Source organism: Glaciihabitans sp. dw_435 (assembly GCF_018449675.1).
GTDB lineage: Bacteria > Actinomycetota > Actinomycetes > Actinomycetales > Microbacteriaceae > Glaciihabitans.
In genome coordinates, this window is the sequence record NZ_JAAVUZ010000005.1 from 65151 (window position 1) to 78815 (window position 13665).

At 66.4% G+C, this 13665-nt stretch carries 12 protein-coding genes; all 12 read left to right on the forward strand.

The window, feature by feature from the left end; genetic code table 11:
* Positions 1–48 precede the first annotated feature (48 nt).
* The 12 genes from HB677_RS08865 to HB677_RS08920 all read left to right on the forward strand — a co-directional run bounded on the left by HB677_RS08865 (position 49) and on the right by HB677_RS08920 (position 13664).
* Complete coding sequence (locus tag HB677_RS08865; protein WP_213815337.1) at positions 49–1098, forward strand: zinc-dependent alcohol dehydrogenase family protein; 1050 nt, start codon at positions 49–51, stop codon at positions 1096–1098.
* Between the two features lie 40 nt (positions 1099–1138).
* Complete coding sequence (locus tag HB677_RS08870) at positions 1139–2161, forward strand: LacI family DNA-binding transcriptional regulator (protein ID WP_213815338.1); 1023 nt, start codon at positions 1139–1141, stop codon at positions 2159–2161.
* A gap of 477 nt (positions 2162–2638) precedes the next feature.
* Positions 2639–3802 carry a sugar ABC transporter substrate-binding protein gene (locus HB677_RS08875; protein ID WP_255546433.1) on the forward strand — a complete coding sequence of 388 codons (1164 nt, stop codon included), beginning with the start codon at positions 2639–2641 and terminating at the stop codon, positions 3800–3802.
* Positions 3802–5397, forward strand: a complete 1596-nt coding sequence (locus HB677_RS08880; protein WP_307852542.1) for a sugar ABC transporter ATP-binding protein — start codon at positions 3802–3804, stop codon at positions 5395–5397. The genes HB677_RS08875 and HB677_RS08880 overlap by 1 nt, the downstream gene beginning before the upstream one ends.
* On the forward strand, positions 5394–6410 hold the full coding sequence (locus HB677_RS08885; protein WP_213815340.1) for an ABC transporter permease: 1017 nt from the start codon (positions 5394–5396) through the stop codon (positions 6408–6410). Before HB677_RS08880 ends, HB677_RS08885 begins: the two co-directional genes overlap by 4 nt.
* A gap of 83 nt (positions 6411–6493) precedes the next feature.
* The gene (rutA, locus tag HB677_RS08890; RefSeq protein ID WP_213815341.1) at positions 6494–7579 is read left to right on the forward strand and encodes a pyrimidine utilization protein A; all 1086 of its coding nucleotides are present in this window, start codon (positions 6494–6496) and stop codon (positions 7577–7579) included.
* The gene (locus tag HB677_RS08895) at positions 7576–8475 is read left to right on the forward strand and encodes a carbon-nitrogen hydrolase family protein (RefSeq protein ID WP_213815342.1); all 900 of its coding nucleotides are present in this window, start codon (positions 7576–7578) and stop codon (positions 8473–8475) included. The genes rutA and HB677_RS08895 overlap by 4 nt, the downstream gene beginning before the upstream one ends.
* A complete protein-coding gene (locus HB677_RS08900) occupies positions 8472–10097 on the forward strand; it encodes an amidase (protein ID WP_213815343.1) in 1626 nt (541 codons plus the stop codon). The genes HB677_RS08895 and HB677_RS08900 overlap by 4 nt, the downstream gene beginning before the upstream one ends.
* A 4-nt stretch (positions 10098–10101) precedes the next feature.
* Complete coding sequence (locus HB677_RS08905; RefSeq protein WP_213815344.1) at positions 10102–11571, forward strand: MFS transporter; 1470 nt, start codon at positions 10102–10104, stop codon at positions 11569–11571.
* A 47-nt stretch (positions 11572–11618) separates the two neighbouring features.
* A complete protein-coding gene (locus HB677_RS08910) occupies positions 11619–12305 on the forward strand; it encodes an isochorismatase family protein (protein WP_213815345.1) in 687 nt (228 codons plus the stop codon).
* A gap of 230 nt (positions 12306–12535) precedes the next feature.
* Positions 12536–13105: an NADPH-dependent FMN reductase gene (locus tag HB677_RS08915; protein WP_213815346.1), complete on the forward strand. Its 570-nt coding sequence runs from the start codon at positions 12536–12538 to the stop codon at positions 13103–13105.
* Position 13106: 1 nt separating this feature from the next.
* A complete protein-coding gene (locus HB677_RS08920) occupies positions 13107–13664 on the forward strand; it encodes a flavin reductase family protein (protein WP_213815470.1) in 558 nt (185 codons plus the stop codon).
* The last annotated feature ends 1 nt before the right edge of the window (position 13665 follow it).

Genomic DNA, 13665 nt, shown 5'->3' on the forward strand with positions numbered 1-13665 from the left:
TCCGCCCTACCCAGAAAAGTCCGGAATACCCGCCTGTACCCTGTACGGATGCGCGCGACAGTGATCCACGGTGAACGAGATATTCGAGTCGAAGATGTTGCGGAGCCGCAGCTCTCCAGCGGTATCGACGCCATCGTGCGGGTCGTCGCGGCGTGCGTGTGCGGGTCGGATCTCTGGCCGTACCGCGGCATCACCGCCACCGCAAAGCCCCGTCGAATCGGGCACGAGTTCGTGGGAATCGTCGAGTCCGTCGGCGACGATGTCGCGCGCATCAAGGTGGGCGACTTCGTGATCGCCCCGTTCTACGACTGCGACATGACCTGCGCGAACTGCCTGAACGGCGTCAGCACGTCGTGCCTGCACGGTGGATGGTGGGGAGCGGATGACCGTGACGGCGGTTTCGCCGATGGCGGCCAGGGTGAGCGCGTGCGGGTGCCCCACGCCGATGGTTCCCTCGTGGCGACCCCGGGCATGCCCGATGATTCCCTCGTCCCCAGCCTGCTCACCCTCTCCGACGTCATGGGGACCGGGCACCACGCCGCGGTCTCGGCCGGTGTCACCGTCGGAAGCACGGTCGTGGTGGTCGGCGATGGTGCTGTTGGCCTCTGCGCGGTGCTGGCCGCGAAGCGCCTCGGGGCATCCCGTGTCGTCGCCATGTCACGGCACGCGGACCGCCAGGCCATCGCCATCCAGTTCGGTGCGACCGACATCGTCGAGGAGCGCGGGGACGCGGGAGTCGCGCGCATCAAGGAGATGTTTGACGGCATCGGCGCGGACTGCGTGCTCGAGTGCGTCGGCACCGCCGAGTCGATGGACCAGGCGATCCGCTCGACCCGTCCCGGCGGAACCGTCGGCTACGTGGGTGTGCCCAACGGCGGGTCCGAGCTGCCGATTCGCACCCTGTTCGACAACAACGTCGGCGTGAACGGCGGTGTCGCCCCGGTGCGCAACTACATCGACGAGCTGCTGCCCGAGGTGCTGTCGGGCGCGATCAACCCGGGCATCGTGTTCGACCTGCAGGTTCCCCTCGAGGAGGCCGCCGAGGCGTACGCGGCCATGGACGAGCGCCGCGCGACAAAAGTGCTGCTGCGCCCGTAAATCGCCGTTCTTCGCAGGGTGTTGCCATAGGGTGAGACCCATGGGTCCCAGTCACGCGACAAGCTACGACGTGGCTCGCGAAGCAGGGGTGTCCCAGTCGACGGTGTCCCGTGCTCTGCGCAACGATCCGCGAGTTTCCCTCGCAACCCGTGAGCGCATCCGTGAGATCGCGGACACCATTCACTATGTTCCCAACCTGGCCGCGCAGAGCCTCATCACCGGACACAGCAGGTCGATCGCCGTGTTCGTCGCCGACCTGCAAAACCCCGTCTATCCGCAGCTCGTCGACGCGGTGCAGAGCACGCTCAGCGAGCGGGGATACCGGATGCTCCTGCTGAGCGACAGCACGGAGGGCAGCCGCGAGGGCGACCTCGACGCACTGCGCGGAGGTCTCGTCGCCGGAACCCTGTTCATGCAGGCACGCGTCAACTCCACCCTCGCCGAGGATCTGCTGCAGCAGGGGCTTCCCCTCGTGGTGGTCAGCCGCGACGTGACGTCGTCGAAGGCCGAGGGGATCGACCGCTTCGTCGCCGACAGCTCCAACGGCGGCGTCATCATCGCCGACTACCTGCACGCCCTCGGCCACCGCAGGATCGCCGCCATCAGCGGTCCCGAATACATCCCCAGCATCCTGCGTCGCGACACCTCCTTTCGCACGCGTCTCGCGGAGCTGGGAAACCCGCTCGACGAGTCGCTCGTGCGCAGGGGCCCGATCGAGCACGCCACCGGCCTGACGTTCGGTACCGAACTGCTCTCCCTGCCCGATCGACCCACTGTCATCTACTGCGGAACCGACTACATCGCCTTCGGCGCGATCGACGCGGCAAACCGACTGGGGGTGCGCATCCCCGAGGACGTGCAGGTCATCGGCTACGACGACCTGGCGATGGCATCGTGGTCGATGTTCAACCTCACGACCGTGCGCCAGCCGCTGACCGAGATGGCGGTCGCGGGTACCCACCGGCTCATCGACCGCATCGAGGGCACCTACGTCGAGACGCCCGAGCGCGTCATGTTCCCGGTGAACCTCGTCGAGCGCGGAACGACGGCGCAGCTCTCCTAGCCAGCTTTTTCTCCCGCCGTGGGGTGGGCAGACGGGGCCGGCGGGAGAACCAAGCAATTGGAGGGAGCTATAGCTCCCGCCATCCGCCAGCTTCTCCCTCCGCAGCCTGGTTTTTCTCCCGCCGCGGGGGAACGGGAGGGCGGATGTCCCGGTGCGGGGCGTCGATCGTGGAGCCGGCGGTGCCGCTGCGGCGCCTTAACGCGGACGAAACAATAACGACCCAAGACCGTTACAGGGGCGCCCGTTTTCCGCCTATTCACTGCTGTACATTCGAATGCATTCGGGAAGTGCATTCGAATGCACAACGACATTCCCGGCGGTTCTCGCCGGCTCTTCCGTCGTCTTTTTGCCGTGCCCTGGGTAAGACCCGCGGGTGGCCGCAGATTTTCCGAAACGCTCGTCACCACCGCTGATCTATCGCGCTACCTGCTTCATCCCCCGCCCTGCACACCACAGCACCGCAATGAGGAGAGACACATGCACCAGAGATTCCGTCCGGTCCTGACAATGGCAGCGGTTGGCATCGCCAGCGCCCTGCTGCTGTCCGGCTGTTCCACCGAGACCACCGCGTCCGTGTCGTCGTCGACGACCGATGAGGGCGTGGCATACGCCACCGCCCAGATCGAAAAGTTCAGCGTCGACCCGGCCTTCACGCTCGACGCTCCGGCGTTCCCGCTGAAAGACATCGCCGGTAAGACAATCTTCAACATCCCCAACACGAGCGGCATCCCGTTCATCGTGACCGTGGACGAAGAGGCCAAGAAGGTCGCGGAGACGTACGGCGCCAAGTGGGTGGAGTACACCAACCAGGGAAGCCCAACCGAGCACACCGCCGGCATCGACCAGGCGATCAGCCAGAAGGCCGACGTCATCATGCTGTCGCAGGGCATCAACGGTGAGCTGCTGATCCCGGCGCTCCAGCGCGCGAAGGCCGCGGGAATCCCCGTGGTCATCACCCACACCTACGAGGACGGCGACCCCATCCCGGACACGCTCAAGGACCTCGTCGCGGCGCAGATCACCGCACCGTTCAACGAGTCGGGTCGACTCAGCGCCGACTGGGCGATCAAGCAGACCAAGGGCAAGGGAAACATCCTCCTCATCAACACCGCCGAGGTCCCCGTCGCTCAGGGCATCATCGACGCGATGAAGGACGAGATCGCCACGCACTGCCCCGACTGCACGGTCAAGGACGTCAACGTTCCGATCGCCGACTGGGCAACCAAGATCTCCACGACAGTCCAGTCCGAGATCCAGATCAACCCCGAGCTTGACTACGTGCTCCCGGTGTTCGACTCGATGTCCCTCTTCGTTGAGGCCGGCGTCACGGCTGCCGGAAAGGTCGGATCCGTCTTCACCGCGTCGTTCAACGGAACTCCCGCCGTGCTGAAGATCATGCAGGACGGCGAAGTGCTCACGATGGACGCGGGTGAGTCGATGACGTGGCTCGCCTGGGCCTCCATCGACCAGGTCGGCCGCGTGCTGACCGGATCGCCCATCATCGAGGACGGAGCAGCCCACACGCCGCTCAAGGTCATCACGAAGGACAACGTCGACGAGACCGGCACCCCGCCCGAAGCGGGCAAGGGTTACGGCGACGCGTTCGAGACCGGCTACAAGGCACTGTGGGGCCAGCCGTAGTGAATTCCCTCCTGTCGAGCGGCACTGAGGACATCGTGGATGCCACGTCCACGCCCCTGCTGCGCATTGAAAATCTGACGAAGACCTTCGGTGGCCTCGCAGCGCTCTCCAGTGTCGATCTCGACATTCTCCCCGGGCAGATCCATGGTCTGCTCGGGGAGAACGGGTCGGGAAAATCGACCCTCATCAAAGTTCTCGCCGGCTTCTACACCCCGGACCCCGGCGCCCGCGCCTGGCTGCGCGGGGAGGTGCTGGAGCTGCCCATCGCTCCCGGCTACTTCCGCCAGCTCGGCATCAGCTTTGTGCACCAGGACCTCGGCCTCGTTCCCGAGCTGAGCGTGGTGGAGAACCTCCGCCTCAGCACGATCGTCGCCGGGCATCGTCCGCTCATCAACTGGGCGAAGGAACGGGCGCTCGCGGCCGAGACGTTCGCCCGCTTCGGGCTCGACATCGACCCGCGCGAAACCGTCGACCGGCTCAACAACACGCAGCGCGCGCTCATCGCGATCTTGCGGGCTGTCAACGACCTCGGCGACACGCGCGGACTGCTCGTGCTCGACGAACCGACGGTGTTCCTGCCAAAGGAAGACACCGAGCTGCTCTTCCGTGTCGTCAAGGAACTGGTGAGCGACGGCGGCATGAGTGCGCTCCTCGTCTCCCACGACATGACCGAGGTGCTCGAGCACACCGACCGCGTGACGGTCTTGCGCGCCGGGGAGGTGCAGGCGAGCCTCGCCACCGAGGACGTGACCGCCGACCAGCTCGTGCAGTTGATCGTCGGACGCAAGCTGCGACCGAGCAAGACCGCCGCGACCGCCGCCGCCCGTGGTGCCATCGCGGCCAGCGTCGACGGACTCTCGACCGGGCAGGTCGAGAACTTCAGCTTCGACGTGTCACAGGGCGAGATCGTCGGTATCACCGGCCTCGCAGGCTCCGGATTCGAGGACGTGCTCGCCGGCATCTACGGCGCGACCCCGGTGCGGGCAGGTAGCCTGGCGCTGGACGGCACGGCCCGCGCGATCGCCGATGCAACACCCCGCACGTCCATCGCCTCCGGCATCGTCTACGTGCCCGCCGACCGCAAGGCACAGGGCGGCGTCGCCGAACTCACGGTCGAACAGAACGTCACCCTCCCGGTGCTCACGCAGTTCCGCTCCTGGTTCGGCCTCTCACCCGCCGGTCTGCACGCCCGCGGCACCGAGATCGCCGAGACCTACGACATCCGCCCCCGCAACACCGATGCGCTCTTCGGGACGCTGAGCGGCGGCAACCAGCAGAAGGCAGTCTTGGGCAAGTGGTTGCAGGATGACCCGAAACTGATCCTTCTGCAGGAACCCACACAGGGCGTGGACATCGGCGCCCGCAGCAACATCTTCGACATGCTCCGGTCGACTGCGGCCGGCGGAGTCCCCATCGTGTGCGCGTCGTCGGACTACGACCAGCTGGCCGCCGTGTGCGACCGCGTGATCGTGCTTGCCCACGGTCAGATCCACGCGGAACTCACCGGGGACGACCTCACCCACGAACTCATCGCCGCATCCGTCATCCGGAGCCTCACCGAGGTTCCCGCCGAAACCAAGGAGACGCTCTCATGACCAGCGCAACCGACACGGTCGCTCCCGCGGCCCGGCCCGTGCGGCCCGCCCGCAACCTTTGGCTGCACACCGAACGCTTCGCCCTGCTGTTCGCGTGGCTGATCGTCATCATCGGTTTCAGCATCGCCCTTCCCCACACCTTCTTCACCGTCGGCAACCTGCAGAACGTGCTGGGTTCGCAGGCCGTGCTGCTGGTGCTCGCGCTTGGCCTGCTCTTTCCGCTGACGGCGGGCGAGTTTGACCTGTCCGCCGCATCGACCCTGTCCGTGTCATCCATGACCGTGGCCGTTCTCAACGCGAAGATGGGCGTGCCCATCATTCCGAGCATCATTGCGGCGCTCGTCGTGGGAATCCTCATCGGACTGATCAACGGCATCTTCGTCGTGGTCTTCAAGATTGACTCGTTCATCGTGACGCTCGGATCGGCGACGGTGCTGCTCGGCATCGTGCAGTGGATGAGCAACTCCTCCTCGGTCACCGGGGTCGACAGCGCGCTGGTGCAGGCCACCGTCGGGTACCGCGGCATTCTGGGCATGCCCATGCAGTTCTTCTACGGGCTGATCGCCACGGCCGTCATCCTCGTGGTGCTGACCCTCACGCCCATCGGCCGCCGCCTGCTCTTCGTCGGGCGCGGGCGCCAGGTTGCCGAGCTCAGCGGCCTGAACGTCGGTCGCCTGCGCATCGGCGCGTTCACCGCGTCGGGTCTCATCGCCAGCGTCGCCGGAATCATCTACGCGGGAAGCCTGGGAGGTGCCGACCCGTCGTCCGGGCAGTCGTTCCTGCTGCCGGCCTTTGCCGCCTGCTACCTCGGGGCCACGGCCATTGTGCCCGGTCGCTTCAATGCGATTGGCACCTTCATCGCGGTGTTCTTCCTGTTCTCCGGCGTCGTCGGGCTGCAGATGCTCGGCGCCCAGAACTACGTGCAGCAGCTGTTCTACGGCGGCGCCCTGATCGTCGCCGTGGCGCTGTCGCAGGCGATCCGCCGGCAGTCCGCCCGCTCCAAGATCAGCTGACCGTCTCACCTCACCTCGCCTCACCTCCCGCACCCCTCATAACTCGCACGATCCCCACCACAACCCTCGACAAGGAGAACCCCATGGACATCGGTGTATTCATTCCGATCGGAAACAACGGCTGGCTCATTTCGAAGACCTCGCCCCAGTACAAGCCGTCCTATGACCTCAACCTCGAGGTCGTGCAGAAGGCGGAGTCCTACGGCTTCGAGTTCGCGCTGTCGATGATCAAGCTGCGCGGATTCGGTGGGGAGTCCGAATTCTGGGATTACAACCTCGAGTCGTTCACGCTGATGGCGGGTTTGGCCGCGGCCACCTCGAAGATCAAGCTCTACGCGTCCGCCGCGGTGCTTACCATGCCGCCGGCCTTCGCTGCCCGCATGGCAACGACCGTGGACTCCATCTCCCACGGCCGCTTCGGCGTCAACCTCGTCTCCGGCTGGGCCAAGGATGAGTACGCCCAGATGGACATCTGGCCCGGGGACATCCACTTCTCCCGCCGCTACCGGTACTCGGAAGAGTACGTGCGCGTCATGCAGGAGCTGTGGACCTCGGGCCAGTCCGACTTCAAGGGTGAGTTCTTCACCATGAACGACTGCCGCCTGCTGCCGATGCCGTCGACGCACATCCCGATCGTGACCGCCGGGCAGAGCCACACCGGCATCGAGTTTGCGGCAAAGTTCGCCGACTACAACTTCGTGCTGGGATCGGGTGTCAACACACCCACCGCGCACGCGGACGGCGTCTACGAACTGGTCGAGGCCGCGAAGGCGACCGGCCGCGACGTCGGCAGCTACGTGCTGTTCATGGTGATCGCGGACGAGACCGACGAGATCGCCCAGGCGAAGTGGAAGGACTACAACGACGGCATCGACATGGATGCCATCGCGTGGATGGGCTTCCAGGCGTCGAGCGACACCGGCGACGAGAAGTCGACCGCCAAGTCGATCGTTGCCCCCGAGGGTGCCGTCAACATGAACATGGGAACCATCGTCGGCTCCTACGAGACCTGCGCGCGCCTGCTCGATGAGGCGGCCGGTGTCGAGGGCACCAAGGGAATCATGCTCGTGTTCGATGACTTCATCATCGGCATGGACGACTTCGGAACGCGTATCCAGCCGCTCATGAAGTCGCGCGAGGGCGTGGTCACGGACCTGGCAGCAGTATGACCCGCGTTCCCCGCGAGCTGACGGTGGCAGTGGTGCAGTCGGGCAGCACATCGCCCGACCGTGCCACGGCGATCGCCGACCTTCTCGACCTGTTCGAGACGGCGGCAACACCGGGCGTCGACGTGGTGGTGTTTCCCGAACTGTGCACGACCCCGTACTTCGGCTCGACCAACGATGACCGGTACAAGGCGTGGGCGCAGACGATTCCCGGCCCCGACACGGACGCGTTCGCCGCGACCGCCAAGCGGCTGGGCGTCGGCGTCATCTTCGGGATGTTCGAGCTCGGCGAGGACGGCGTCGGATACAACTCCGCCGTAGTGATCGACGGAACAGGCACCATCGTGTCCGGCACCACGCTCGCGGGGGACCGCGTCTCCAGCTACCGCAAGATGTCGATCCCGAAGGGGCAGGTCGGCGTCACCGCCGTCAACGAGAAGTACTTCTTCACGCCGGGTGGCGGAACCGTCATCTTCGAGGCGTTCGGCGCGAGATTCGCCTGCCTCATCTGCTACGACAGGACCTTCCCCGAGTACTGGCTCGCGGCACGTGCCGCCGGTGCCGAGGTCGTCGTCGCCCTCGTGAGTTCCATGGGCAGCCGCGAAGCGCTCTTCGTGCAGGAGCTGCAGGTGCGTGCCATGGAAACCCAGGTCTACGTCATCGCTCCTAACCGGGGCGGTGCGGAAACCCTCGGAGAGACCACCACCGACTACTTCGGGCTCTCCTGCATCGCGACCCCCGAGGGAGAGATCGTGGCGCTCGCCGCGGCACACACCAATCCCGAGATCCTCAGCGCGACCCTCGACCTGAACCGGGTCGCCGACGTGCGCGAGTACTTCGACATCGCCCGTGACCGCCGGGGTGACGTGTTCCAGTATCTGGCGACGGCCACCGCGTGAGCGCGGCTGACGAGCAGGTGCGGCAGACCATCACCCCGCAGCTCGACCTTGCCCTCGCGGCCAGCCGCCGGCGGCCGCTACCGGCATCCCCGTCGTCGGCCGCCGACGAACCCGCCGACGCGGACCTGCTGTTTCGTGCGCTCCTCGCCGACGCCCCGGCCGCCGCTCACGACAGCGCCCCGGCGGCAACCACCACGTCAATCGCCAACCCCGCGATCGCGTCGGTCACTGAGCTTCTCGCCGCCTTCGCCGCGGGGCTGCTCACGCCCTCGGCGCTGATCGCGACCCTGCGTCCCCGCTGGTCTGCCGCTGGACCCGCGCCCGCCGCCGTGCTCGCGTCCATCCCCGGGATCGATGCCGCGGCAGCCGAGAGCGACCGACGCTGGGCCGCCGGCACGCCCCGCCCGCTCGAGGGCGTTCCGTTTGCCGTTAAGGACATCATCGATGTCGGCGGGGCGATGGTCACCTCCGGTTCCTGGCAGACCGGTGACCGCATTGCGCCGGTGGATGCCACGGTCGTCGACAGATTGCGTCAGGCGGGGGCCATCCCGGTGTTCATGTCCGCGACCACCGAATTCGCCTGCGGCGCCCCGGTCAACGGGCGCTACGGCGCTGTGCCGAACCCCTGGAACGAAGAGATGTGGACGGGTGGGTCATCCACCGGATCCGCCTCGGCTCTCGCCGCCGGTCTCGTGCCCTTCGCCCTCGGCAGCGACACCGGTGGCTCGATCCGTGTGCCCTCGGCCCTCTGCGGATTGACCGGCATCAAACCCACCTACGGTCTCGTTCCGCGCACCGGCGTCTCGTCCCTCTCGTGGACCATGGACCACATCGGTCCCATGGCCCGCTCCGCCGCCGACCTCGCGCTGCTGCTGCCGGTCATGGCCGGCCCCGACGGGGTCGACGCCACCGCGGGCGCCACCGTGCCCGATCTCGCGCCCGACCCCGCGTCCGTGGCGGGACTGCGCATCGGCGTGCCGCGCGGCTGGTTCACCGAGCGCTGTGACGCCGAGGTGCTCGCCGCCCTCGAGTCCGCGATCGCCAGCTTCACCGCCCTCGGCGCCCAGATCGTGCCCATCGAGTTCGACGACCTCGACGCGATTCACGACGAATCCTGGAACGTCTTTTACGGCGAGCTCGCCTCCAACCAGGAGGCCAACGCCGATCGCCGCGACCTCTTCGACGACGGTACAAACGCGCGGCTCGACTGCGGCTTCGTTCCGCTCGCCGTCGACTACCTGCGCGCCCTTCGCCGCCGACCGGTGGTGCAACGGGACATGCTGGAGCGAATGGATGCCTCGGGCGTCGACCTCCTCCTGACCCCGGCCGTGGGCGCCACCGCCCCGAGCCTCGCCACCCTCACCATGGACGTGGACGGCGTCAGCTACAACCTGCACGACGTCATTCCCCGCAACATGCGGATCTTCGACTACACCGGATTTCCCGCACTCGTGGCTCCCGCAGGACTCTCGTCGGACGGCATGCCCATCGGCATCCAGCTCGTCGCGCGCCCCTGGCAGGACCGCCTGTGCCTCGCGGCCGCGATGGCCTTCCAGTCCGCGACCGACCACCACCACGCGCTCCCGCCCGTGACCTCGGCATGGAGTGACTCAGATCGTTAGCGTTATGGAAAATTCACAGCAGTCCGCGCGAGTGGCGTGGAACATTCTCTTTGCCACGAGCCTCAGCGTCGTGCTCGTTTTCATCAACTCGAGCGGTCTGGCCATCGCGCTCCCGAACCTCTCCCGGGACCTCGACTCGACCGCGAGTCAGACCACGTGGGTGCTGCTCAGCTACATGCTCTCCACCACCACCCTGATCCTCGTCTTCGGTCGCGTCACCGATATCGTCGGGCGCCGCCGGTTGTACATCCTCGGCATCGTGCTCTTTATGCTGGCGACCCTCGCCTGTGGTCTGGCGACGGATGCCACGTTCCTCATCGTCATGCGGTTCGTGCAGGGCATCGGCGCCGCCGCGATCATCACGAACACCACGGCCCTGCTCACCGACGTCTTTCCCAAGCACATCCTCAGCAGCGCCCTTGGTATCAACGCCTCGATCGCCGCCGTCGGGCAGGTGCTGGGCCCGCTGCTGGGAGGCGTCGTCACCGAGCTGTTCGGCTGGCGGTGGATCTTTCTCGCCGGAATCCCGATCAGCCTGCTCGGCCTCATCTGGTCGCTGAAGCTCATCCCGCACCAGGGTCCCCAGGTGCGCGGTGAGCGCATGGACTACCCGGGGAGCGTGCTGTCCGTCCTCAGCATCGCGCTCCTGGTGATGGGGGTGTCGTGGGGCGGAAGCCTCGGCTGGGGAAGCCCGCTCGTCGTGGGAACGCTGGTCGCTGCGGTGGTGGCGCTCACCGCGTTCATCGTGCTGCAGCGGCACAAGACGCATCCGCTCATCGACATCGCCCTGTTCAAGGACCGCGTCGTCTCCTCCCTCTACATCGCGGCGTTCTTCAACTCGATCAGCAACTACGCGATCGTGCTGCTCGCGTCGCTCTACCTGCAGGGGGTGCAGGGGCTCAGCGCCATCGACGCCGGCCTGATGATTTTGCCCTCGCCGATTGGCACGATGGTGGCGGCCGCGATCGCCGGGCGCCTGGCGCGCACCGTCAACCCGCGCTGGCTTACCGCGAGCGGCATGGTGCTGATCAGCGCCGGAGCCCTGCTGTTCGCCGCGAATCTTGGCGTACACACGCCCTATATCTTCCTAGCGATCGCGCTGTTCCTCGTCGGCATCGGGGTGGGGGTCTTCATGACGCCCAACACGACGGCGCTCATGGGGCGGGTCCCGTCCACCCGGCGGGGCATCGCCAACGCGATCCGCTCGACGCTGCAGAACGCCGGCTACCTGTTCAGCACGGCCCTCGCGCTGGCCATCGCCACCGGCGGGCTGACCGCGACGCAGCAGCTCGCCGCCTACAAGGGCACCCTGTTCGGCATGAAGCCACAGGACCTCGCCGCGTTCGTGGGCGGCGTCCACTCCGCGCTCGTGCTGTTCGGGGTGCTCGCCCTCGTCGGCGCCATCGTTAGCATTGTCGGCACCCGTCCGAGCTCGCCGGGCCGTGCCGACTCGGTCGTGATGACCGACCTGTGACAGTCACCTCCGCCCCGTGACATCCGCCCCTCCCCAAAGGACCTGACATGACGACCACCGACGGAACCCCCGCCACCAGCGCCGATACGACCGACACGGGTGCCGCCGATGCCGACTACGCCGCGGCCGGGTACACCGGTGCGCTCGAACCCGGGGCCCGCCCGGCACTCATCATCGTCGACCCCGTGCGTGCCTACATCGACAAGGACTGCGGCCTGTACGCCGGGGTTGAGGAACCCGTCGAGCAGATGAAGGTCGTTGCCGACGCGGCGCGCGCGGCCGGCATCCCCGTCTTCATCACGTCGGTGACGTACGAAGCGGATGGCTCGGACGGCGGCGTCTTCTTCCGCAAGGTGGCAGCCCTGAAGGCGTACCTGCCGGGCAGCCCGTTCGGCGCGTTCATCGATGGGCTCGAGCCGCAGCCGGGCGACACCCACCTCACCAAGCAGTACCCGAGCGCCTTCTTCGGCACGTCGCTGGCGGCCAACCTCGTCTCCCGCGGCATCGATACCCTGGTGATCACCGGACTCAGCACCAGCGGCTGCGTGCGGGCCACGACGCTCGACGCGATGCAGAGCGGGTTCATCCCGATCGTGGTTTCCGACGCCGTGGGCGACCGGCTCGAATCGGTGCACAACGCCAACCTCTTCGACATCGGCATGAAGATGGGCGAGGTGTGGTCGTCGCAGCGGGTCTTCGACTACTGGAACGGCCTTGCGAAATCCCCAGAGTGATTAAACACACTCGTAATAAACGGGACTCCCACACGCAATGCATCGGGCGCATACTTTTATCAGCAACGTAAGCCGTTGCTCACCCATCTGAGACACAAAACCTCGGTGGCTAACTCATCGATTCTGGTGACGCGGCTTCGTTATGTCTGCACCGAACCTGGTGTCTCTCGTGTGGAACGCAGTGCCAGATCGTTTTGACCTAGCCGATTGGCTTTAAAGTTGGGAAAACGATGCTGAAAGTAACAATTCTCGTGGGGAATCCAAAACCCCAGTCGCGCACGCTGAAGATCGCCGAAACCCTCGTCGACAAGCTGCTTGAGCCGGGTACCTACGCCACGCAGGTCATCGACCTTGCGGAGCACTCCAGCCACATCTTCGAGTGGCCGTCTCCCGAGATGGCAGAGCTCAACCAGACCGTTGCCGACAGTGACCTGGTCGTTGTCGCGTCCCCCACCTACAAGGCGACCTACACCGGTCTGCTTAAGGGTTTCCTCGACCGTTACCCGGCCAACGGCCTGCGCGGCGTCACCGCGATCCCGCTGATGACCGGTGCCGACCTCGGGCACTCGATGGCTCCCGACGTCAACCTTCGCCCGCTCCTCGTCGAGCTCGGCGCGAGCGTTCCCAGCAAGGGCCTCTTCTTCGTCACCGGTCAGATGGACCGCATGGAAGAAATCGTCGGCGAATGGGCCGCCGAGAACGTTGCGGTGCTGCGGATGACCCAGCCGCTGACCGAGGGCATGTTTGCGCGTCATCCCGAATCCGACAGTGTCGACAGCTCGACGAAGGTCGGTGCCTGAGATGACCCTCATCGACATCAACACCGGACTCGCTTCCGCCGCTGCCGCCGGCATCACCCGACCCCTGGATCCGATCGCCTCCGACCCGGCCGAAATTCGTGCCGCGTTCGGTCGCTTCCCGTCGGGTATCGCGGCCTTGTGTGCGGACATTGACGGCGTCCCGACCGGCCTCGTCGCGACATCCTTCTCCGTCGGCGTCTCCTACGACCCGCCGCTGGTGCTCTTCTCCGTGCAGAACAGCTCGACCACGTGGCCCGTTCTGCGTGAGGCCGGACGCATCGGCGTCTCGATCCTCGGCAGCGAGCACGCGGCGATCGCCATGCAGCTCGCCTCCCGCAAGGGTGACCGGTTCGCGGGCATCGAGACCATGGGATCCGACGACGGCGCGATCTTCATCCACGGCTCGCCGCTGTGGATGGAGTGCGAGATCGTCTCGGAGACCCCCGCGGGCGACCACAAGATCGTGCTGCTCGAGGTCAAGGCGCTTCGCGTCGAAGACCAGACCGAGCCGCTGATCTACCACTCGGCAGCCTTCCGCAACCTGGCTGCCGCGAGCTAAC

Bases quoted from the DNA above. Each gene is read 5' to 3' on its own strand.
- HB677_RS08865 (WP_213815337.1), top strand. From the start codon at position 49: ATGCGCGCGACAGTGATCCACGGTGAACGAGATATTCGAGTCGAAGAT.
- HB677_RS08870 (WP_213815338.1), top strand. From the start codon at position 1,139: ATGGGTCCCAGTCACGCGACAAGCTACGACGTGGCTCGCGAAGCAGGG.
- HB677_RS08875 (WP_255546433.1), top strand. From the start codon at position 2,639: ATGCACCAGAGATTCCGTCCGGTCCTGACAATGGCAGCGGTTGGCATC.
- HB677_RS08885 (WP_213815340.1), top strand. From the start codon at position 5,394: ATGACCAGCGCAACCGACACGGTCGCTCCCGCGGCCCGGCCCGTGCGG.
- rutA (WP_213815341.1), top strand. From the start codon at position 6,494: ATGGACATCGGTGTATTCATTCCGATCGGAAACAACGGCTGGCTCATT.
- HB677_RS08895 (WP_213815342.1), top strand. From the start codon at position 7,576: ATGACCCGCGTTCCCCGCGAGCTGACGGTGGCAGTGGTGCAGTCGGGC.
- HB677_RS08905 (WP_213815344.1), top strand. From the start codon at position 10,102: ATGGAAAATTCACAGCAGTCCGCGCGAGTGGCGTGGAACATTCTCTTT.
- HB677_RS08910 (WP_213815345.1), top strand. From the start codon at position 11,619: ATGACGACCACCGACGGAACCCCCGCCACCAGCGCCGATACGACCGAC.
- HB677_RS08915 (WP_213815346.1), top strand. From the start codon at position 12,536: ATGCTGAAAGTAACAATTCTCGTGGGGAATCCAAAACCCCAGTCGCGC.
- HB677_RS08920 (WP_213815470.1), top strand. From the start codon at position 13,107: ATGACCCTCATCGACATCAACACCGGACTCGCTTCCGCCGCTGCCGCC.